Annotated in this window: 24 protein-coding genes; 9 read left to right on the top strand and 15 right to left on the bottom strand. The window is 43.3% G+C overall.

The window, feature by feature from the left end:
• Positions 1–173: 173 nt before the first annotated feature.
• A complete protein-coding gene (locus tag ACED53_RS03245; RefSeq protein WP_017098332.1) occupies positions 174–725 on the bottom strand; it encodes a hemerythrin domain-containing protein in 552 nt (183 codons plus the stop codon).
• A 92-nt stretch (positions 726–817) separates the two neighbouring features.
• Positions 818–1,492, bottom strand: a complete 675-nt coding sequence (gene ung, locus ACED53_RS03240; protein ID WP_017098331.1) for a uracil-DNA glycosylase — start codon at positions 1,490–1,492, stop codon at positions 818–820.
• Positions 1,493–1,849: 357 nt separating this feature from the next.
• On the opposite strand from ung, the gene ACED53_RS03235 reads away from it, so the two are divergent.
• Positions 1,850–2,206: a hypothetical protein gene (locus ACED53_RS03235; RefSeq protein WP_029225337.1), complete on the top strand. Its 357-nt coding sequence runs from the start codon at positions 1,850–1,852 to the stop codon at positions 2,204–2,206.
• Positions 2,207–2,294: 88 nt separating this feature from the next.
• Here the strand turns inward: ACED53_RS03235 and folM are convergent, their stop codons facing one another.
• The 4 genes from folM to folK all read right to left on the bottom strand — a co-directional run bounded on the left by folM (position 2,295) and on the right by folK (position 4,659).
• Positions 2,295–3,011: a dihydromonapterin reductase gene (gene folM, locus ACED53_RS03230; protein WP_017099743.1), complete on the bottom strand. Its 717-nt coding sequence runs from the start codon at positions 3,009–3,011 to the stop codon at positions 2,295–2,297.
• Positions 3,008–3,646, bottom strand: a complete 639-nt coding sequence (folE, locus tag ACED53_RS03225) for a GTP cyclohydrolase I FolE (protein WP_017099742.1) — start codon at positions 3,644–3,646, stop codon at positions 3,008–3,010. Before folE ends, folM begins: the two co-directional genes overlap by 4 nt.
• Positions 3,647–3,656: 10 nt before the next feature.
• Positions 3,657–4,034 carry a dihydroneopterin triphosphate 2'-epimerase gene (folX, locus tag ACED53_RS03220; protein WP_017096429.1) on the bottom strand — a complete coding sequence of 126 codons (378 nt, stop codon included), beginning with the start codon at positions 4,032–4,034 and terminating at the stop codon, positions 3,657–3,659.
• Positions 4,035–4,161: 127 nt separating this feature from the next.
• The gene (gene folK / locus ACED53_RS03215; RefSeq protein ID WP_029225336.1) at positions 4,162–4,659 is read right to left on the bottom strand and encodes a 2-amino-4-hydroxy-6-hydroxymethyldihydropteridine diphosphokinase; all 498 of its coding nucleotides are present in this window, start codon (positions 4,657–4,659) and stop codon (positions 4,162–4,164) included.
• A gap of 169 nt (positions 4,660–4,828) precedes the next feature.
• Between folK and ACED53_RS03210 the strand changes: the two genes are divergently transcribed.
• A complete protein-coding gene (locus ACED53_RS03210) occupies positions 4,829–5,167 on the top strand; it encodes a hypothetical protein (RefSeq protein ID WP_017099741.1) in 339 nt (112 codons plus the stop codon).
• Positions 5,168–5,369: 202 nt separating this feature from the next.
• Here ACED53_RS03210 and ACED53_RS03205 read toward each other — a convergent pair whose 3' ends face one another.
• Both ACED53_RS03205 and ACED53_RS03200 read right to left on the bottom strand, forming a co-directional pair.
• Positions 5,370–6,377, bottom strand: a complete 1,008-nt coding sequence (locus tag ACED53_RS03205) for a tetratricopeptide repeat protein (RefSeq protein WP_017099740.1) — start codon at positions 6,375–6,377, stop codon at positions 5,370–5,372.
• A 284-nt stretch (positions 6,378–6,661) separates the two neighbouring features.
• A complete protein-coding gene (locus ACED53_RS03200) occupies positions 6,662–7,117 on the bottom strand; it encodes an Lrp/AsnC family transcriptional regulator (protein WP_017099739.1) in 456 nt (151 codons plus the stop codon).
• A gap of 142 nt (positions 7,118–7,259) precedes the next feature.
• Between ACED53_RS03200 and ACED53_RS03195 the strand changes: the two genes are divergently transcribed.
• Entirely contained in the window at positions 7,260–9,071 is a 1,812-nt protein-coding gene (locus tag ACED53_RS03195; RefSeq protein ID WP_017099738.1) for a PLP-dependent transferase, read from the top strand.
• Positions 9,072–9,247: 176 nt separating this feature from the next.
• On the opposite strand, the gene ACED53_RS03190 is transcribed toward ACED53_RS03195, so the two are convergent.
• Positions 9,248–9,751 (bottom strand): YcxB family protein, encoded by a 504-nt coding sequence (locus tag ACED53_RS03190; RefSeq protein ID WP_017099737.1) that lies wholly within the window; start codon positions 9,749–9,751, stop codon positions 9,248–9,250.
• 280 nt (positions 9,752–10,031) lie between these two features.
• Here ACED53_RS03190 and ACED53_RS03185 point away from each other — a divergent pair, with 280 nt between their 5' ends.
• Together ACED53_RS03185 and nqrM are read left to right on the top strand one after the other, a co-directional pair.
• A complete protein-coding gene (locus tag ACED53_RS03185) occupies positions 10,032–10,478 on the top strand; it encodes a NifB/NifX family molybdenum-iron cluster-binding protein (RefSeq protein WP_017088152.1) in 447 nt (148 codons plus the stop codon).
• Positions 10,475–10,672 carry a (Na+)-NQR maturation NqrM gene (nqrM, locus tag ACED53_RS03180; protein WP_009846971.1) on the top strand — a complete coding sequence of 66 codons (198 nt, stop codon included), beginning with the start codon at positions 10,475–10,477 and terminating at the stop codon, positions 10,670–10,672. The genes ACED53_RS03185 and nqrM overlap by 4 nt, the downstream gene beginning before the upstream one ends.
• Positions 10,673–10,736: 64 nt before the next feature.
• Here nqrM and ACED53_RS03175 read toward each other — a convergent pair whose 3' ends face one another.
• Positions 10,737–11,015, bottom strand: a complete 279-nt coding sequence (locus ACED53_RS03175; RefSeq protein WP_017099736.1) for a DUF134 domain-containing protein — start codon at positions 11,013–11,015, stop codon at positions 10,737–10,739.
• 44 nt (positions 11,016–11,059) lie between these two features.
• On the opposite strand from ACED53_RS03175, the gene ACED53_RS03170 reads away from it, so the two are divergent.
• Positions 11,060–11,551, top strand: coding sequence for a PaaI family thioesterase (locus tag ACED53_RS03170; protein ID WP_017099735.1), 492 nt, complete (start codon positions 11,060–11,062; stop codon positions 11,549–11,551).
• Here ACED53_RS03170 and ACED53_RS03165 read toward each other — a convergent pair.
• The 4 genes from ACED53_RS03165 to ACED53_RS03150 all read right to left on the bottom strand — a co-directional run bounded on the left by ACED53_RS03165 (position 11,532) and on the right by ACED53_RS03150 (position 13,534).
• Positions 11,532–11,735, bottom strand: a complete 204-nt coding sequence (locus ACED53_RS03165; protein ID WP_012604160.1) for a hypothetical protein — start codon at positions 11,733–11,735, stop codon at positions 11,532–11,534. The genes ACED53_RS03170 and ACED53_RS03165 overlap by 20 nt on opposite strands.
• Before the next feature lie 299 nt (positions 11,736–12,034).
• Positions 12,035–12,178, bottom strand: coding sequence for a hypothetical protein (locus ACED53_RS03160; protein ID WP_009846967.1), 144 nt, complete (start codon positions 12,176–12,178; stop codon positions 12,035–12,037).
• 26 nt (positions 12,179–12,204) lie between these two features.
• A complete protein-coding gene (locus tag ACED53_RS03155; RefSeq protein ID WP_009846966.1) occupies positions 12,205–12,480 on the bottom strand; it encodes an HU family DNA-binding protein in 276 nt (91 codons plus the stop codon).
• A gap of 358 nt (positions 12,481–12,838) precedes the next feature.
• Complete coding sequence (locus tag ACED53_RS03150; protein WP_017096977.1) at positions 12,839–13,534, bottom strand: VC0807 family protein; 696 nt, start codon at positions 13,532–13,534, stop codon at positions 12,839–12,841.
• Positions 13,535–13,969: 435 nt separating this feature from the next.
• Here ACED53_RS03150 and ACED53_RS03145 point away from each other — a divergent pair, with 435 nt between their 5' ends.
• Entirely contained in the window at positions 13,970–14,686 is a 717-nt protein-coding gene (locus tag ACED53_RS03145; RefSeq protein ID WP_029225335.1) for a DUF1826 domain-containing protein, read from the top strand.
• Between the two features lie 86 nt (positions 14,687–14,772).
• Here ACED53_RS03145 and ACED53_RS03140 read toward each other — a convergent pair whose 3' ends face one another.
• Positions 14,773–15,396 (bottom strand): cytochrome b/b6 domain-containing protein, encoded by a 624-nt coding sequence (locus ACED53_RS03140; RefSeq protein WP_017099733.1) that lies wholly within the window; start codon positions 15,394–15,396, stop codon positions 14,773–14,775.
• Between the two features lie 185 nt (positions 15,397–15,581).
• On the opposite strand from ACED53_RS03140, the gene ACED53_RS03135 reads away from it, so the two are divergent.
• Positions 15,582–16,097 (top strand): cytochrome c, encoded by a 516-nt coding sequence (locus ACED53_RS03135; RefSeq protein WP_017099732.1) that lies wholly within the window; start codon positions 15,582–15,584, stop codon positions 16,095–16,097.
• Between the two features lie 76 nt (positions 16,098–16,173).
• Complete coding sequence (locus ACED53_RS03130; RefSeq protein WP_017096974.1) at positions 16,174–16,317, top strand: hypothetical protein; 144 nt, start codon at positions 16,174–16,176, stop codon at positions 16,315–16,317.
• Positions 16,318–16,512: the final 195 nt, after the last annotated feature.

Genomic DNA, 16,512 nt, shown 5'->3' with positions numbered 1-16,512 from the left:
AACCATCTGTAGGATCGTTCAACTGATCAGGAAAATGCTTAAATGATCAGTGTTACCTGTATAGGTGCCTTTTTTATTTTACGAGGTATTTAATCCGCTCAAAGCGTCATTTGGGAACTAGCCCTCTAAAATAGAGAGCATCTAAAATAGTCACGCTTCAACATGACAACTGGCTAAACGCACTCTTGTTCATTTTGTCGAACACGAGCCGCGAGTTGGCGGTATTCATCAGCAATTGTCTCTCCAAAGACAGGGTCGTCTTCAGGTTGAAGCCATTGAGACTCCACCTCTTGCCAATCTTTAACTGTGAACGACTCAACAATCATTGGTAACACATGCTTCTCTTCATATTCCATGTGTTTTCGTTGAGCTTTAACAAAAGCTTCAAGCTGCTCAATAAATACTTGTTGAGGAACCACCGCATCTTGAAGGATCATATCGACCACACCTAAAAAGTCCGCCGTTTTCTCAGAAAGCAATTGATGCTCCAGTTCCAAGTCTTCAATCACTTGATCACTGCCATATTGCTTAAGGTAGTAACGATAAATAACATCTTCTTTCGGGTGATGCACCTTGTCTGAATGGTCCATGAGATAATGAACCACCTCTGCGATCAGGCTATAGTTTATTTCTCGCTCCTGTTTCAGAAACTCTAACTTACTATTGAGTATCGCGAGCAAACGAGCCATATAGCCATGCTCTCGTCTTATCCTTTCAATCATCATAGTATTGCACTCCATTACACCTACTGTTTATAAGTGTATACGAAGATGCTGATTTATGATTTGACCCTGCTCAGAAAACCACCAACCTATACTTATGTTGGTAAACGCCAGTCGATAGATTGTTGATCCATAGAAGAAAGTAGCTTGTTGGTTGTTGAGAAGTGCTGACAACCGAAGAAACCACGGCGTGCTGATAATGGTGATGGATGAGGTGCAACCAACACATGGTGCTTGTCTGCATCAATCGCTTGGCCTTTCTTCTGGGCGTGTGCGCCCCACAACAAGAAGATGATCGGTTCAGAGCGCTGATTGAGCTCTGCAATAACGGCATCGGTAAAGGTTTCCCAACCACACTTAGCATGTGAGTGGGCTTTTGCCTCTTCTACTGTAAGGACAGTGTTCAACATCAACACCCCTTGAGATGCCCAAGAATCGAGGTAGCCATGACTCGGGATCTCAAAGCCCTCTATATCTTGTGCAAGCTCTTTGTACATATTACGTAGAGAAGGAGGGATTTTTACACCTGGCAGTACAGAAAAAGCTAAGCCATGAGCTTGGTTAGCGCCGTGATAAGGATCTTGCCCTAGGATAACCACGCGTACGGACTCGAAAGGCGTCATATCGAAGGCACTGAACACCTGTTCTTGAGGGGGGTAGACGGTTTTCCCACTATTGCGTTGCTGTTCAACAAACGCGAGGACACTCTGAAAGTACTCTTTGTCACGTTCATCATTAATAATGGATTCCCAAGTCTTTGGTGCGCTCATCGTTTTACTTCCCAATCATCAAGGTTTCTAGCGGCTTTCGCCAGACAAAAAATAGCTGTATCGGCTAACTGTCCTAAATAAGGCTTTAGGGCGTGTTGACCTTTCGTGGTTAAATTTTGTTCGAGATAAATGCGTTTTAATCGCGGCGAGGGAGAAGTAGCATAGTCATTCTAAGCAAATCTCCCTCAACAAAGAGTAAAACGCTTTTAGCCGAACCCTCCGGGCAGCGTTTGCTGGTCATTTCTACTGCGTTAGCGGCTTCTCATGTAGGCTAGCTACACGTCAAAGCCTCTGCCTTGTATAAATACCCAGCAACTCGCTGCAAAAATCAGCTCGAAAGATCAACACGCCCTAATTATGGAAACTGAACTAAAAGAGCTTGAACTCCACGAGCTTATGGCAACAAAAGATGTCATCGTGCTCACCAGCTCAGAAGAAGCTGCCATATCTTGGCTGATAAATGGTTATCAAGAGAACGCTGATGTTCAGATTATCGAGAGCGCACACCAGTTAGATACTGAAGCGGTTTTGGCGCAATGCCGAGACAGCCTGAGTGGAAGTAAAAAGGTTATCCTTACCGCGCAGTTTCGTAGCCAGCTGCCTATTATCAATATCGCTTCACTGTGTAATGAGAAGCGCAAATCACTAATCAATATTGAGTTATCAGGCTGGGACGAAGAAAATCGCCTTCCTCACTCTTATAGCAGTTTCTAGGTTATAGCGGTTTCTAACTTATAGCGGTTTCTAGTTAACTACATTCGCTATATAACAGCCGTTTTAGGTAACAGACAATGTAAGACCATCACTTCAAATGTCTGCCGCCATCAAGGTGCAAGGTTCTTCCTGTCATGTAGTGACTGGCCAACACAAACTTGATGCCATCTATTATTTCCTCAAAGCCTGCTTCTGTCGGAATCAGAGCTTTCTTCAGAGCTTTGGTTTTGTATGCCTCATCGTCATGTTCATTAAACTTAATCATGGCTGGAGAGAGGGTATTTACTTTGACCTTGGGAGCGAGCATCGCTGAAAACGATAGCGTTAGGTTATTGAGCGCAGCTTTACTGGCCGCGTAAGCGATGTGTTTTTTACTGCCTTTTTCCGCAACGTAATCACTGATGTGGATGATGTCTGAAGTTTCATCGCCAGACATCAGTTGGTCTTTGAGTGTTAAATTGAACAGGTAAGGCACGGTAGCGTGAATCGTCATCATTTGATGCATGATTTGTGATGCATTGTCACTGGGCTTGTTTTTGTTCTCAGGCTTCCAGTCTGAAGCGTTGTGTATGATGGCTCGAAGTGTCTTATATTCTTGACCAACATAATGAAGAAATGCTTCTAGGCTGCTTTGTTGATAAAAGTCCACCTGTTGCAAGTCGGCTCCACTGTCGCGCAACAGTTGCAGTTGAGGATAGTCGCTGCGGTAAGTGCCAACCACTTTGTATCCATCCGCTAAAAGTTGCTGCGCCAGTGCGAACCCGAGTCGCTTTCCCACGCCGGTTATTAGTATCGTTTCACTCATCGTAAAAACTCAGCTCTGGTTTGAGGGTTAGTTTTGAAAATACCACCAAGCGCGGTTGTAGAGGTTTCAGAGTTTGCATCCATGACGCCTCGGGATTTAACGCAGTAGTGGGTTGCTTTAATCGTCACGGCCACGTTTTCGGTTTCAACGAGAGTCTGTATTGCGACCAGAATTTGCTGTGTAAGACGTTCTTGTACCTGAGGGCGCTGGGCAAAGAATCGAACAATACGGTTGATTTTAGACAGCCCAAGAATCTTGTTTTCAGGGATGTAGGCGACTTCCGCTAAACCATCAATAGTAATGAAGTGATGTTCGCACGTTGATGTTAAGTCGATGTCCGAAACCTTAACCATTTCATCAACCGACATTTTATTTTCTATAACACTGATTTTCGGGAAGTTATCGTAATCTAGCCCTGAAAATATCTCATGGACGTACATCTTTGCAATGCGATGGGGTGTTTCAGCAAGGCTGTCATCGGTTAAATCCAGCCCAAGCGTACTGACAACTTCCGTCAAAAGTCCTTTGATGCGGTTGTACTTCTGGTTGGGATTCATTTCGCTCGGTGTCATTGGAGTTTCAAGTCCTCTTGCGAGCAACGCTTCTCTTACTTTTTCGGCTTCTGTATTCAGCATGACACACTCCTTATGAATTATTGTCGTTGTCTGCTTCATAGCTCAGAGTGAGCGAAACAGAGTCAGCAAAACGTAGCGCATGAGGCTTGTCGATTCTCACTTGAGCGTATTTCACCCATGGATGATCGATACAGATGCCGAGTACGTCGCTGGTCAATTTTTCCAAAAGCAGAAACCTTCCGGATTCGACGTGTTGAATGATCTTCTTGCAGATGTTTTTGTAGTTAAGTGCGTTCTCCACATCATCAGAGAGACAAAGGTTGTTGGCGGGATAGTGGATTTCTGCGTTGATAACAATGTCTTGCTGCTTAGACTTTTCTTCCTCGTTGAAGCCGATGAAGGTTCTTAGTCTCAGGTTTGTAATGGTGATAATGGCGTTGTGATTCATAACAGTTTCCAATCCTTAGAAAGTGAAGTCAGTTACGTGCCTGTTTTAAAAAAAGATCAATAAAGCTCAGGTGATTGAGAGTTCAGTCGTTCATTTTGCAGCCGTTCTTTTTTCAGTCATGGAAAGGCTAAGTGAAACTGAGCTCGAAAGGGATGGGTTCGGTTTTCTGGCTCAATTGATCAAAGCTTTCCCAGAGCTGTTGAAACGAGATGTCTAGAGTGGGGTGGCGTTCTTGTGCGGCAACATCGACTAACGGCCTGAGTACAAATGCGTATTCGGTGATCTCGCCTCTAGGCAACTCTACGCCATCAATAATGCCGACTTGATTACCATAAAGAAGGATGTCGATATCCATCGTGCGTGAAGCATAGGCTTTGGTCTGACGCTTGCGATCATTCTCTGCTTCGATTTGATGTAGAACCTGAACCAGTTCGGCGACAGGGAGGTTACATTCAAACCCAACGACTAGGTTTAGGAAGTTGTCCCCCTCGAAACCGACAGGCTCGCAATCGTAGAAATTAGAAATGTGCAGCGGTGCAAAGCGGTCATTCAATGCGCTGAGAGACTCTGTGACGTGGTGTTCGCGGTTAATGTTGCTTCCGATGCTGACGTAGACGTTGGCCATAGTTTTCCTTCCTTTTAAGGAGCCTATACGTCAAACTCGCGAGGAAGATCAGCTATGTATCCTCTTAGAGACAGGAAGATAAAAGAAAATACGGTTCTGCCACAAATCGCGTCTGATAGTGATAGAATCCCCGCATCAGAATTATCGAGAATCTAGGTATTTATAGACAATGTTTATCCATCACGTTAACGGCATCGACTGGCTGGTGATTACAGCTTTTGAAGAACTGAAAACTATGTTTATCGAAGATGCAGGCCCAATCCCATCTTACTTCTCGACCGCCAGTGAATTGAGCCTGATTGATCAAGCCAAGCGCAGCTATGGATTTTTACCTAAACTCCGCGGTGTGATCACCGATACCGGCACCTATCAAAGTAAAGATCTTGAAGAAGATTTGAACCCACAGCTTGCGTGTATCGTTGAAGGGCGAGGTCGAGTGTTTATTTATCACGGCGACTATGTGGTTTTTGTCGATGACGAACAAACCTTCATTACTCGAATGGACTGAACATAATTCAGTTGGTTGGAGCGGTTAATTAATTAGCTAATAGGATAATTAGTTAATTAGTTATAGATAAACGGCTCTGTAGATAAAACTAAGGCCTCGCGTGTGGGAGGCCTTAGTTTTGAGGCTATTACAATAAACCGATCTCTAACGGGTAATTGGATAGAAGTGTTCTAGTCCATGACAATTAGAGTCGTTACTATCCTTACCAGATATCTTCGATTAAAGAGTCTTTAAGCTGCTCAGCTGCGGCAATGTTTTCTTTCGACATGTACTGTTTAACGTCTATGATCTCTTTCTCTGCATCCGAGTTTCCGTATTCCTGTGCGACTTCAAACCATGCTAGCGCTTTAACAAAATCGCTCCATGTACCGTGACCATTACGGTAGGCGTAACCAACGGAATATTGACCATAATCGTTGCCCTGCATTGCGGCGTGAGTGTAATACTCTAATGCTTTTTTTGCGTCTGTAGTTTTGAAACCACACGGTTTTTTGTATCGCGTAGAAGAGTAAATATCACCCATCTTCACATAAGAAAGTGTATGTTCATCTTCTTCAATGGCTTTGCTAAATAATTGCATCGCTTTAGAGCAACTCTTTTCAACGCCTTGTCCATTTAGGTAAGAAATACCCAAATTGTACATAGCACTTGCATCGCCTAAGTTAGCCGATTGCTCAAACCAATACGCAGATTTGGAGAAGTCTTGAGCGACGCCTTGACCTTCATCGTATGAAAATGCGAGTTGATACATAGCGTCAGAATACCCCGCTTTTGCAGAAGCTAGGTAATAATCGTTGCCTTTCTTTAGGTCGACAGGTGTACCTTCACCATCAAAATACATTACGCCTAATGAGTAGAGCACATAAGGGTCTTTGCTGGTTTCAGCTTTGTGGTACCAAGCCAGTGCTTTTTCGTATTGCTCTTCGTAGTAATAATTATCTGCCAAGGTAATCATCGCTTTTACCTCACCAGATCCCGCGACTTGATTCATGTACTCATATCCGCGTTGTAAGTTCTCTTCATACATTGAGTCTTCAATCAAAAGGTTAGCAGCCTGCATTAGCAATTCGTTATCGCTAGACGTTTCTGCGTTCTTTAAAAGTGCGAGTTCTTCGCCTTCAAAAACTTCTATCTCAAGATCGTATGCAAAAGTGCTAGCGGATAGCAGCAGCGACAGTGACGTTAAAAAAGTACAACTTTGTTTTATCATTTAAGCCATTTCTTATATTAGTAATGTTTCACATGAATATAACAAAACAGCTTTGAAAATAAAGGAAATTTCGGGCTATCGAAAACCGAATTTACGACAATGAGACCTAGGGCATCTCACAATGCTGGCGCAACCAAGACTGGTTTATAAATGTTGAGCCAAGCGATTAACTCTATGGCTTAGGCGCGGAAACGAGGCGGCACTGACTCAGTAGCAATGGACAGGACTCTATCAGTGCTGATCATGATCTAGAGGTCTTTAAACCCAAGTTATCGTGACACTCATTACCTGACTGGCAGCTTGGTCTTTGTTTTTACCTGACCGAAGGCGAAGCTGGATTCAATCGAAGCAATATTGGGCAGGCGGGTTAATTGCTTGCGGATAAACTGCTCGTAGCTTTTTAGCGACTCGCTGACTACATGCAACAGGTAGTCGTGATTGCCCGTCATTAGAAAGCACTCTAACACTTCATCAATCACTTCGATGTGCTGTTCAAAGTCTCGCATGTTCTCTTCTGTCGGTTTTTCCAGTTTCACCAACACGAACACATTAACGGGTAGGCCACATGCTTCTTGGTCGACGTTGGCGTGATAGCCGCGAATGATCCCTTGTTTCTCTAATGCTCGAACTCGGCGCAAGCAAGGAGAGGGCGACAGTGCCACGCGATCGGCTAACTCTTGATTAGTCAGGCGGGCGTTGCTTTGCAGTTCAGCCAGTAATTTCTTATCGATCTCATCCATTGGCATATTCCATCAATATTGAATTTAGTTTGGCAATATTATTGCTCAAAGTGTATGTCTTACTTCGTAAATAGCAATTTTTAGCATCTGCACAAAACTAAAATTAAAGGAGGAACAACAAGCATGGAATGACTTAGGAACTATGAATACTTCAACTCAACTTAGCCCGCTGCGTAAAACTACCAAACACGAACAAGCAGAAGCCCTTGCCATTGAGCAAGCCAAGCATTTTGGTATCGACCCAAACAGTGATTACGGCGTCACGCTTATCGAACTGGCGACGACACTGTACAAAGCCAATACCAAGACACACGATCTTTGGGCATTGACGGTTGATGGCCTTTCAGATCTCGATAAGAGCGACCGAATCGCTTGGTTTAACGCCAAACGTTTTTTGTCATTCCAGATCGCTAAGATCCTCGACAATCTGCAAAACCCAATGCGCGCCACTTACCAATCTATAGCTACCAATAATGGTAATTTTGCATCCAAAGGCGCGTATCCTATCTTCGATAATGTGGCTGCTATATTTTCTGCAAGCCCTGTGATTACACGTACCGCGACCTATTTGTTTGCGTGTACAGAATGGATTGAAGATGCGTTTAACGGTAAAGAGCCGCTGCACGATATTTACTCTCGACTGCTTAACCCAACATCGATTTCACTGGCTAACCACATGGTTGATATTGAGGCAGGATCTAGAGCCAATGAGTACCTCGCATGGAACTTTAACTCGGGGATGGCGGCCATTGATGGGTTGTTGAGCCATTTACTTGGCCATGAAGACATTGTCTTAGCTTCACGCAATATCTACGGCGGTTCTTACCAACTGTTGGAAGATTGGTTTGGCAAGCCTTCGAACCTGAATGTCGCGGTAGAGTGGGTGGATGGTTACTCCGGGGATGAGTTTGCGACGCGACTTGATGAGGTTGCCGATAAATACGCAGATCGCATCGCTGCAGGTAAGAAAATCTACGTCTACCTAGAGTCACCGTGTAACCCGCATGGATACGTGTTAGATGTTGCTAGTATCAGTAAAGCAGGTCACTCTCGTGGTTGGGATGTGATTGTTGACTCGACAGTGGGGACTCCATTGTTGCATCCAGTACTAAAACGCGATGATGTGATGGAAAGGCCTGATTATGTGATTCACTCCTACACCAAAGAACTGGCGGGTTCTGGTACCACAACAGCTGGGGTTGTGATTGGCCGCAACGAGACCATGTTTGTTCCAAAAGGAGAAGAGGTCACTTGCACTAAGCCTAACGGTGATGAAGCCACAATCCCATGGAACGAAACGCTGTTTTGGAATGTGTACTACATTAAGGGCGCATTCCTAGACGCAGACAAAGCGTTTGAAGTGCTCAATGGTATGAAAACGTATGAGATGCGAGTGGTGCAAAAAACGATTAATACCCTGGCTCTGGCGAAGATCTTCGATGCCCACCCAGACATCAATGTGTCATGTCCAGCTTTGCCAGACAGCGATAACTATGAACACTGCCAGAACAACATGTACTTGGGTTTACCAGCGGCGCTTTTCACCATCGATATGGAAGGTAACGGCGACCGTGAACCAATCAATCGAGATGGGTTTAAACAGTTCTTTGACATGCTTGAGCCAGCAATCGGCATGCAAGTGAGCTTAGGGCAAACCAATACGGTGGCACTGTGTCCAGCACTGACTACGCACTCAGAACTTAGTGATGCAGCGTTAAATGAAGCAGGCATCAAGCCAACCACAATGCGTATCTCTATCGGCTTGGAAGATCCGCGAATGTTCATCGCTCACATTATCGAGGCCGCTAAATTGTCGATTGACCGCAAACACGCAGACTTCTCATCGAGTTTCCCGAGTGGTGAGAGTATCGATGAAATCTATATGGAAACCTATATGGATGTACACCAGAGGTTTGTGAAGAATTTACCGAAGTTTGAGCAACTTACTCAGTAAGCTGAGTTATTAAGGAAAGGTGACAATCACTTATTTGGTATACGGTGGCCACTGTTGTAGTCCAGTCATGACACTTAGGGTGATGTAAAAATGCCCACCAAGTTGGCAGGCATTAATTGATGCTAATTTGCTTAGAAAGCTTAGAAAGCTTAGAAAGCATAGAAAGCATAGAAAGTTTAGGAATCTTTGGATGTTTTAGATGCTTCGTGTTGTTCGACCATGAAGGCAATGGCTTCATCGCTTAAACAAGATTTACTCACATATTGGCGCTGCTTTCCAATATGAAGGATAAAGCCGAGATCGGTCTGTTCAAGTTGGTCGATGTCACGCCAAGCGATAGTATTGGTGGCTTTACGGTTTTTATAACTCACACCATCAGTATCCCCTGAAAAGACTACTTTGCTGCCAGCTCCTGAGCTGATTTTTTGTCGCCATAACCACCAGGTTCTCTTGCAATATACACTGAACGCTTCAATCACACTCAAAACGATAAAAAACCAGCCTACGTAGCCACTAGGTAACAGTTCAAATTCCAATAGAGCCCAACCAAAAATAAGAAACAAAAATGCCTTTAAATAGGCTTTTGGAAATTGCGTCGGAAGGCTCGTTTGATCATAACACTCTGCAAAAAACGTTTTGTCGAGGGTGTATTCTGTGGTGAAACCGGTATCTTTAGGCATGTATGGCTACTTTGTAGTTCTTTGTTGAGGCGCATTATATCGCTTCACGCTGGTTTGTCTTAGCGGTTTCAATCCTCTTTTGTAAATCAATAATACTGAATGTGCTTGTTCATGCGAGAGTCAGTTGTTATTTCAATTGGTGTTAAATGATGTTGTTGAGGATTCACTTCTTAACTTAAGTATCCATTCTGTAAATCTTATTTCTCACACGATAATTATTGGCATATGCCAGTAATGGGGCGTATTCTGAATTCCTGATCATTAATAACAGGAAGTTACTATGTTATACGCAATACCTTGTCGTGACCTTCATGTCGGCAACCATTTTGCCCGTTCTCCACAGATCGCGATTGTCGATGAGCAACAACAAATAAAGCATCTTATTCCTTTGGTTGAGTCAGACAGCCCGTGCAATAAGAAAAAGCAATGGATGTCCGTCGTTAAATCTTATGATGTGAAAGCTGTTGTGGTTCGTCACATCGGGAAGAAAATGCTGTCGCACTTGTTCAATCATGATGTTCGCGTTTTTACATCTAAAGGAAAAGCCGAAGTTACCACTCTGGATTTTAGCAATCTACAAGAAGTAACCGACCTCGATTATGGTCGCGAGTCGCGAAATAGCGGGTGTAGCAATAAAACGTGCGGCGAGAAAGGGCACAAAAAACAAGCTTCGATTTTAATGGCACAGCCTAATCAGCTAGGCGCTATTCGAGGGTTCCGTAAATGACCTTTTTGTTGACGCTATTGGGGTTTGTCGGAGTCGTTACACTGATGGCGATAGGCGTGATTTTTTCGCGCAAGCCAATCAAAGGCAGTTGTGGAGGACTCGCACAGTTAGACATTGAGCGCGAATGCAATTGCAAGGATGTGTGTGAAGGGCAAAGCCGAAAGTTGTATCAGATTACTGAACCATCAAGCTAAGTATCAAGTTAAGTATCAAGAGTTCTCGCTCGCTGAGTTAAATAACTTCTGGCTAACGCGTGAATTAACTGCCTTGAATCACTAACGCATGGCCGTTGACGATGCACTTGGCGACTTTGGCTCTTGCACGCTTGATGATGTTGCCGAACGTTTGGCGAGACACCTGCATCTGCTCGGCGGATTCAAGCTGGCTCAATCCTTCTTGATCAGCCAAGCGTAAGGCTTCTAACTCTTCTAATAGCAATTCTTCTTTATGAAGCTCGTCCATAGGAACGCCATTAGGCTTAAAACATGAGTAAGCCGCACGGGTACATAATTGACGATGTTTTTTTGGTCGAGCCATATCAATCTCTAGGAATCTAAGGGTTCACAGGAATAAGGGTAAGTATGAAGGTTTTCATTCCTCACAACCATCGCCGTTGCCAAGTGTGCAGCCAAGGTTTTTTCACAGACAGTCCCATTTGTTTTGAAGCTATTGGCGAAGGTGAGACTTTGGCTCAGTACGAAACGCTAGCTAAGCATGAAACGCCAGTTAAGCATGAAAATTTAGCTAAGTATGAAGCTATAGCCAAGATTGTACCAACAGATAAAGCTGAGGGCTACGACGGTATTATGCAGGGGGGCATTGTTACTGCGTTACACGACAGCGCGATGTTGTATTGCTTGTTCCATAACAATATCAATGCGATGACGGTGAGTTTAACTTCTCGCTTTCACCATCCAATCGCCATTGGTCAGGAACTCGAAATTCGCGCTCAATGGGTGAAAAGCAGACGTAATCTTTATTTCCTCGAAAGCCAAATTACGCAGTGCGGAAAGTTATGTTCGTCGGCAAAGAGCCAGTTCATGTCAGCACCGCCTAGATTTGATCTGAACTAGAAGCTTTGTTCTTTTTGAAGTATTTGAACGCTGTCCAGACGGCATAAGCCGAAACACCTACGATCAACGCTGAGCGAAGTAGAATAGGTGCATCATGCTCAAGTTGACTAACATGCGGCACAATACTAGCGAACAATCGACTGGTAAAAAGCAGCCCCATTACTAACATAACAATTTTATTCATGTGACCTGCCGTTCAATAGGGTACGTTGCACAGAAACAATTATGGGGTGGGCTACACGGCCAAAAAACTATTCTGCTCGAAATAAAATCATGCGCTTCTCAAGCATGGTCGTCAACGCGATATCAGCTTAAAGCCAGTAAGCTAAAGTTTCGTTTTTGAAAGCGAGGGGGATTAAAAGTGAAGAGGGGATTGAAAGGGGGAAGAAGAGTGATCCGCTAGGGCTTGTTCTTCAAACTAAAATGCCACCGCAAATCTGCAGTGGCATTTGAATGACAACAAACCATCATGTAAATCTTTAATTACAGCTCTAACAGTTTGGCTAATTCACGCTCTTCGAGCAGCTCTTCAATGCGTTGACGAGCCTTAGGCCCTTCTGCTTGTGCTTTGGTTGACTTGCCGGCTTTTTTACTGCGGCTCGTTTTTGTTTTTTCCTTAGTTGTCATTGGTAACCTTCCTTGTATTTTCTATCTTACAGGTTGCATGTCTCTTTTAGTGCTTTACCTGCTTTAAATGCTGGTGTTTTTGACGCTGAGATTTGAATCTCTTCTCCAGTTCTTGGATTGCGACCAGTGCGAGCAGCGCGGCTATTCACTTTAAAGCTACCAAATCCAAGGATAGATACATCGTCGCCATTAGCAAGCGTAGTCGAGATGCCTTCAACGAGTGCATTGAGTGCTGTGCCTGCTTGCTCTTTTGAGATGTCAGCAGAAGTTGCGATGTGTTCAACTAATTGAGATTTGTTCATGTTTTAAATTCCTTGTCGAGTTCGTCTGGCGTTTGGTTTTTGCAAACTATTGGTTAAATATGACCAATATGAACTGAAGTTATGTCATTGCTAGGATTGAACTTTGTAAAGTAACAAACGAAGTTGATTATAAAAACATATCACGCCTCATTCAATGCAAATCATTGACTATTACTTGTTTTCGCCCAGTTATGGACAGTGAGTCATGAAAATGAACATCGTTTTGTTTAAATTAATTCATGATATCAATTGAAAGTTAATATTTTGCTGTATGTAGAACAGACAAAAAAGCCCAGCGTGTGTGCTGGGCTCATGCTTTTTTGAAGCGGTTTTGTACTCGGAGCTAACGCAACGAAAATTATTTAGTAATAAAGATCTGTTCCGTTTTTAGCGAAGTCATCGAGCGAACTTGGCGCCAAATGTAGTAGAAGATACCTAACATCATCAACATACTTGGTATAGCGATGGCCGGGTAGCTGTAAAGTGTCAACTTACCCAATTCTTCATTAAAAGCTGCAGTACCTGCTGGGCTAGTCACAATCCAAGTCGCTAGAAAGTAGTTCATCGCAGAAGAAAATGCGAAGGTACTAGCGAATAGGTAGTTTGACTTCATTAGGCAACGATTAAACTCTGCTTGGTTACCAAACTCTCTTAAACGCTCTTCGATTAGAGATATGTTTAACAGTGCAGGCGTGAAGATAACTTTTTGGATAAACGGGTAGCGAGTGAAGGTTGAGCCAAGAACCGCTAAACCAATTAGGCCGGGTATTAATGCTTCTTTTAATGCTAACCAACGAGTATCAAGTTCGAAGAAGCCGATACCGCCGGTTAATAATACGCTGACAAAGCCAAGTGCCGCGATGAAGTTAAACTTCTTGTTGCGGACTAACTCCATACCACCGTAAGCAATAGGGAAGGCAAGCGCGACAAGTAGTGCTAAGCCAGTTCCTAGGTGTTCCTCTCCACTGAACTTCATTAAGATGAATGAAGGAAGAAAGACGTTAAATACGACTTCGAAAAGAGGACTCGATTTTTTGTTTTCTGTGCTGCTCATAATTTCTAAATACATTATGTTATGGATTTATTCACAGGGATTGTTGTTTACCTCGCTCAAGATGTAAAGCCTTAAGACGTCATGCTGTGTAACGACATGTGACATCAACGACATCTCGGAACTTATAGAACGCGTAATTCAACACTTTCGTGTCTGAGTTCTCGACCAACTTGGGGCTTATGATGTGAAAGCAGTTGTTTGGTGAGTCAATTTATATGAACGCCATAGCTAAGCTTTCGCGTTTTTCTGCAGTGATCCACATTCATCAAGTTCCCTAAGGCTGCAAAGGCATATCCATATAATTGGAAACATGTACGGCAAGTTGCTTGTGATATTTTAGTTATGTTATAACATAACTAAAATATCACTCTTACTGAGAATAACGTTCGTATCGGTAAGAGGAAAACATCAAGCATGTATCAAGGAGATGACGTAATGGATGCCGTGTTAACGAAACCTGTGACAATCAATAATAACCAGCCACCTAACATTGGTTCTGCTGCGAGTATCAAGGAGCAGGCGAATTATGCTCCATGCTTTAGCGCTTCTGAGCAGCCAACGGTGCTGGCAGGCATCTATCAAAGCGATGTCAATATTGCTATTTGGCAGCGTACATTTGATGAAGATTTAACAATGGCAATCAGTGAATTTATCGTCTTGAATCCAAGCTTCAGTAAATCTATGAGCCTGTCTCCAGACAACGCCTATGAGAAATTGGAGTTTGCTACCGACGAAACCGCATCTAAAGCACTACTAGAAAACATGGTAGAGCTGGTGGATATGTTCTGTTGTTTGTTTGATCTTGAAGAAGTAGGGCTCCGTTTAGCGGTTCTGAATAAAGCGATGTGTCCACGCTTCCATGTTGACCAAGTCCCTTGCCGTTTAGTGACTACCTATCATGGTGTTGCCACTCAATGGCTGCCAAACGACTTGGTCGACCGTACGAAGCTAGGAAGAGGGAGTAACGGAAAGCCAGATTCAGAGTCAGGCTTGTACAGTCATGAGTCGGATATCGAGCAACTTTCGAGTGGTGATGTGGCATTGCTTAAAGGGGAGCGATGGAGTGGCAACGAAAACGCGGGTCTGGTGCATTGCTCACCCGTAACTTCATCTAACGAGACGCGATTGTTGCTGACGTTAGATTTTGGTTAGTCGCGCTCTATTCGCGAGACGATTTTTAGAAGTCGTCGGCTTACCCCTTTTGTACATCCGGTTTTATACTCGTCAAACCTATTAACTTACGCCAACACTGTCAGCATAATGATGAGCAGTGCCGCTAAAGCTAGTACGCCTAACGCACGCCATTGAGAAACAAACGCAACACTGCCATTAAGTTCGATTTTTGTTTGGAAGCCAGTGACCATTGCCCAAGTTAATGGTTTTGAACGTAATTTGTAGAACAAAACAGCAAGGACGTGTAACGCAACCAGAGTTGGAAGTACTTTTACCATAGTGAGGTGAATGTTTTCCAATAATGAAAACACGGAGTCATTCAACCAGATATTTGCATAGGGTAAGTGATCAAGAAGCCCAGCTAAGGCTAAACCAGAAACACACTGAATAGTTAAAGCTGATAACAGTGTAATAACCATCCAACCGCCAGCAGGATTATGGCCTGGCTTTTCTTTTTCTTTTCCTAATAAATAACGAACTACTGATTTAGGTGGTCGTAAAAACTGTCTGAATCGGCTCGTTTCGCTACCCACCCAACCCCAGACCAATCGCCAAACGATTAACGTCATAAGTGCTAGCCCAAGTTGAACGTGGGGTCCATTACCTGAAATGCCCGATGCCATTAACCCCATGAAAAGCACCGCTTGCGTCCAATGGTATAGGCGAGTTGATAGATCCCAAATCTTCATAGTTTCATTCTCTCTTTTGTTTATTTAATCTCTGTTCGCTTTACAGTAATTTACATAGCAACAGTTGCAATTGCAACTATTGCTATGTAAATTGATTTTATCAAGGAAACACAGGCATCAAAGAAACACAGACATCAAAGAAACACAGACATCAGAGCAAAACGGAACACCGAAACGAATCATCGATGTCTGTATCGAAACCAGACAACAAAAGCTATATGAAGCGAGGAGAGATCAATATGAACAAGAGAATGATTCACAAGAGATTGGTGAGCCTACTGTGCACTACAACCGTTTTACTTAGTACCCACGCTTTGGCATCACAAGATCATGCGAACCAAATTGAACAGCGCCAATACGCATTTACACAAGTTGAAACCTTGATTGAGCAAGCCAAAGACTTATTAGATGGCAACGATACGAGTTGGCAGGTATTAGAAAAAACAAGTTTAGAGCTAACAGCTCATAGCGAATTGTTACTGACGTCATTTCCGGTGGGCAGCCAAGAGGGAAGTAAAGCTAAAGAGAGTGTGTGGAGTGAGCCTGAAAAATTCCAACGACTACTAAGTCAAATGAATCAAGGGTTCCAAGAACTCTATCAAGGTAGCCAACAAGGTAATGTATCACTGGTGGAATCAGGGTTAGAAGCAGCGCAGGCGACTTGTAAAAGCTGCCATCGTTCATATCGCTCACGTTGGTAATAACATTCAGTTCGCTCAATTAACTAACTAACCCCATTTAACCAGTTAAAACTATTTAGCCAAAAAGGAACAAAATATGAAAATGAGTGTGTTTATAACACTAGCCGTTTCAATCATGTTTTCTGCTTTCACAAACGCAGCAGACTATGCCGTTGCTCTAGGCTACGCTGATGTGAATGTTCAACATTTGGGCTACAAACTTTCTGTGACGAACAACTAGTAGTCGTTGGTTGTTGAGTTAGTATTGGGTAAGTGAAAATACAATAACTGACAAAACTAATAGTTAGTAAAGTAATTAAAGCGATTATTAACTAACCCCAACTTCGGTGAAATCTAAGTAATCGAATATAAATATTGATCTGATGGAAATAAGAATGCCGTTGGGTTTAAATGACGAGAAATAAAGGGCTGAACG

This window comes from Vibrio sp. 1F169 (assembly GCF_041439605.1).
GTDB lineage: Bacteria > Pseudomonadota > Gammaproteobacteria > Enterobacterales > Vibrionaceae > Vibrio > Vibrio tasmaniensis_A.
This window is presented reverse-complemented; position numbering and strand designations above follow the sequence as displayed.

Bases quoted from the DNA above. Each gene is read 5' to 3' on its own strand.
- ACED53_RS03245 (WP_017098332.1), bottom strand. From the start codon at position 725: ATGATGATTGAAAGGATAAGACGAGAGCATGGCTATATGGCTCGTTTG.
- ung (WP_017098331.1), bottom strand. From the start codon at position 1,492: ATGAGCGCACCAAAGACTTGGGAATCCATTATTAATGATGAACGTGAC.
- ACED53_RS03235 (WP_029225337.1), top strand. From the start codon at position 1,850: ATGGAAACTGAACTAAAAGAGCTTGAACTCCACGAGCTTATGGCAACA.
- folM (WP_017099743.1), bottom strand. From the start codon at position 3,011: ATGAGTGAAACGATACTAATAACCGGCGTGGGAAAGCGACTCGGGTTC.
- folE (WP_017099742.1), bottom strand. From the start codon at position 3,646: ATGCTGAATACAGAAGCCGAAAAAGTAAGAGAAGCGTTGCTCGCAAGA.
- folX (WP_017096429.1), bottom strand. From the start codon at position 4,034: ATGAATCACAACGCCATTATCACCATTACAAACCTGAGACTAAGAACC.
- folK (WP_029225336.1), bottom strand. From the start codon at position 4,659: ATGGCCAACGTCTACGTCAGCATCGGAAGCAACATTAACCGCGAACAC.
- ACED53_RS03210 (WP_017099741.1), top strand. From the start codon at position 4,829: ATGTTTATCCATCACGTTAACGGCATCGACTGGCTGGTGATTACAGCT.
- ACED53_RS03205 (WP_017099740.1), bottom strand. From the start codon at position 6,377: ATGATAAAACAAAGTTGTACTTTTTTAACGTCACTGTCGCTGCTGCTA.
- ACED53_RS03200 (WP_017099739.1), bottom strand. From the start codon at position 7,117: ATGGATGAGATCGATAAGAAATTACTGGCTGAACTGCAAAGCAACGCC.
- ACED53_RS03195 (WP_017099738.1), top strand. From the start codon at position 7,260: ATGAATACTTCAACTCAACTTAGCCCGCTGCGTAAAACTACCAAACAC.
- ACED53_RS03190 (WP_017099737.1), bottom strand. From the start codon at position 9,751: ATGCCTAAAGATACCGGTTTCACCACAGAATACACCCTCGACAAAACG.
- ACED53_RS03185 (WP_017088152.1), top strand. From the start codon at position 10,032: ATGTTATACGCAATACCTTGTCGTGACCTTCATGTCGGCAACCATTTT.
- nqrM (WP_009846971.1), top strand. From the start codon at position 10,475: ATGACCTTTTTGTTGACGCTATTGGGGTTTGTCGGAGTCGTTACACTG.
- ACED53_RS03175 (WP_017099736.1), bottom strand. From the start codon at position 11,015: ATGGCTCGACCAAAAAAACATCGTCAATTATGTACCCGTGCGGCTTAC.
- ACED53_RS03170 (WP_017099735.1), top strand. From the start codon at position 11,060: ATGAAGGTTTTCATTCCTCACAACCATCGCCGTTGCCAAGTGTGCAGC.
- ACED53_RS03165 (WP_012604160.1), bottom strand. From the start codon at position 11,735: ATGAATAAAATTGTTATGTTAGTAATGGGGCTGCTTTTTACCAGTCGA.
- ACED53_RS03160 (WP_009846967.1), bottom strand. From the start codon at position 12,178: ATGACAACTAAGGAAAAAACAAAAACGAGCCGCAGTAAAAAAGCCGGC.
- ACED53_RS03155 (WP_009846966.1), bottom strand. From the start codon at position 12,480: ATGAACAAATCTCAATTAGTTGAACACATCGCAACTTCTGCTGACATC.
- ACED53_RS03150 (WP_017096977.1), bottom strand. From the start codon at position 13,534: ATGAGCAGCACAGAAAACAAAAAATCGAGTCCTCTTTTCGAAGTCGTA.
- ACED53_RS03145 (WP_029225335.1), top strand. From the start codon at position 13,970: ATGGATGCCGTGTTAACGAAACCTGTGACAATCAATAATAACCAGCCA.
- ACED53_RS03140 (WP_017099733.1), bottom strand. From the start codon at position 15,396: ATGAAGATTTGGGATCTATCAACTCGCCTATACCATTGGACGCAAGCG.
- ACED53_RS03135 (WP_017099732.1), top strand. From the start codon at position 15,582: ATGTCTGTATCGAAACCAGACAACAAAAGCTATATGAAGCGAGGAGAG.
- ACED53_RS03130 (WP_017096974.1), top strand. From the start codon at position 16,174: ATGAAAATGAGTGTGTTTATAACACTAGCCGTTTCAATCATGTTTTCT.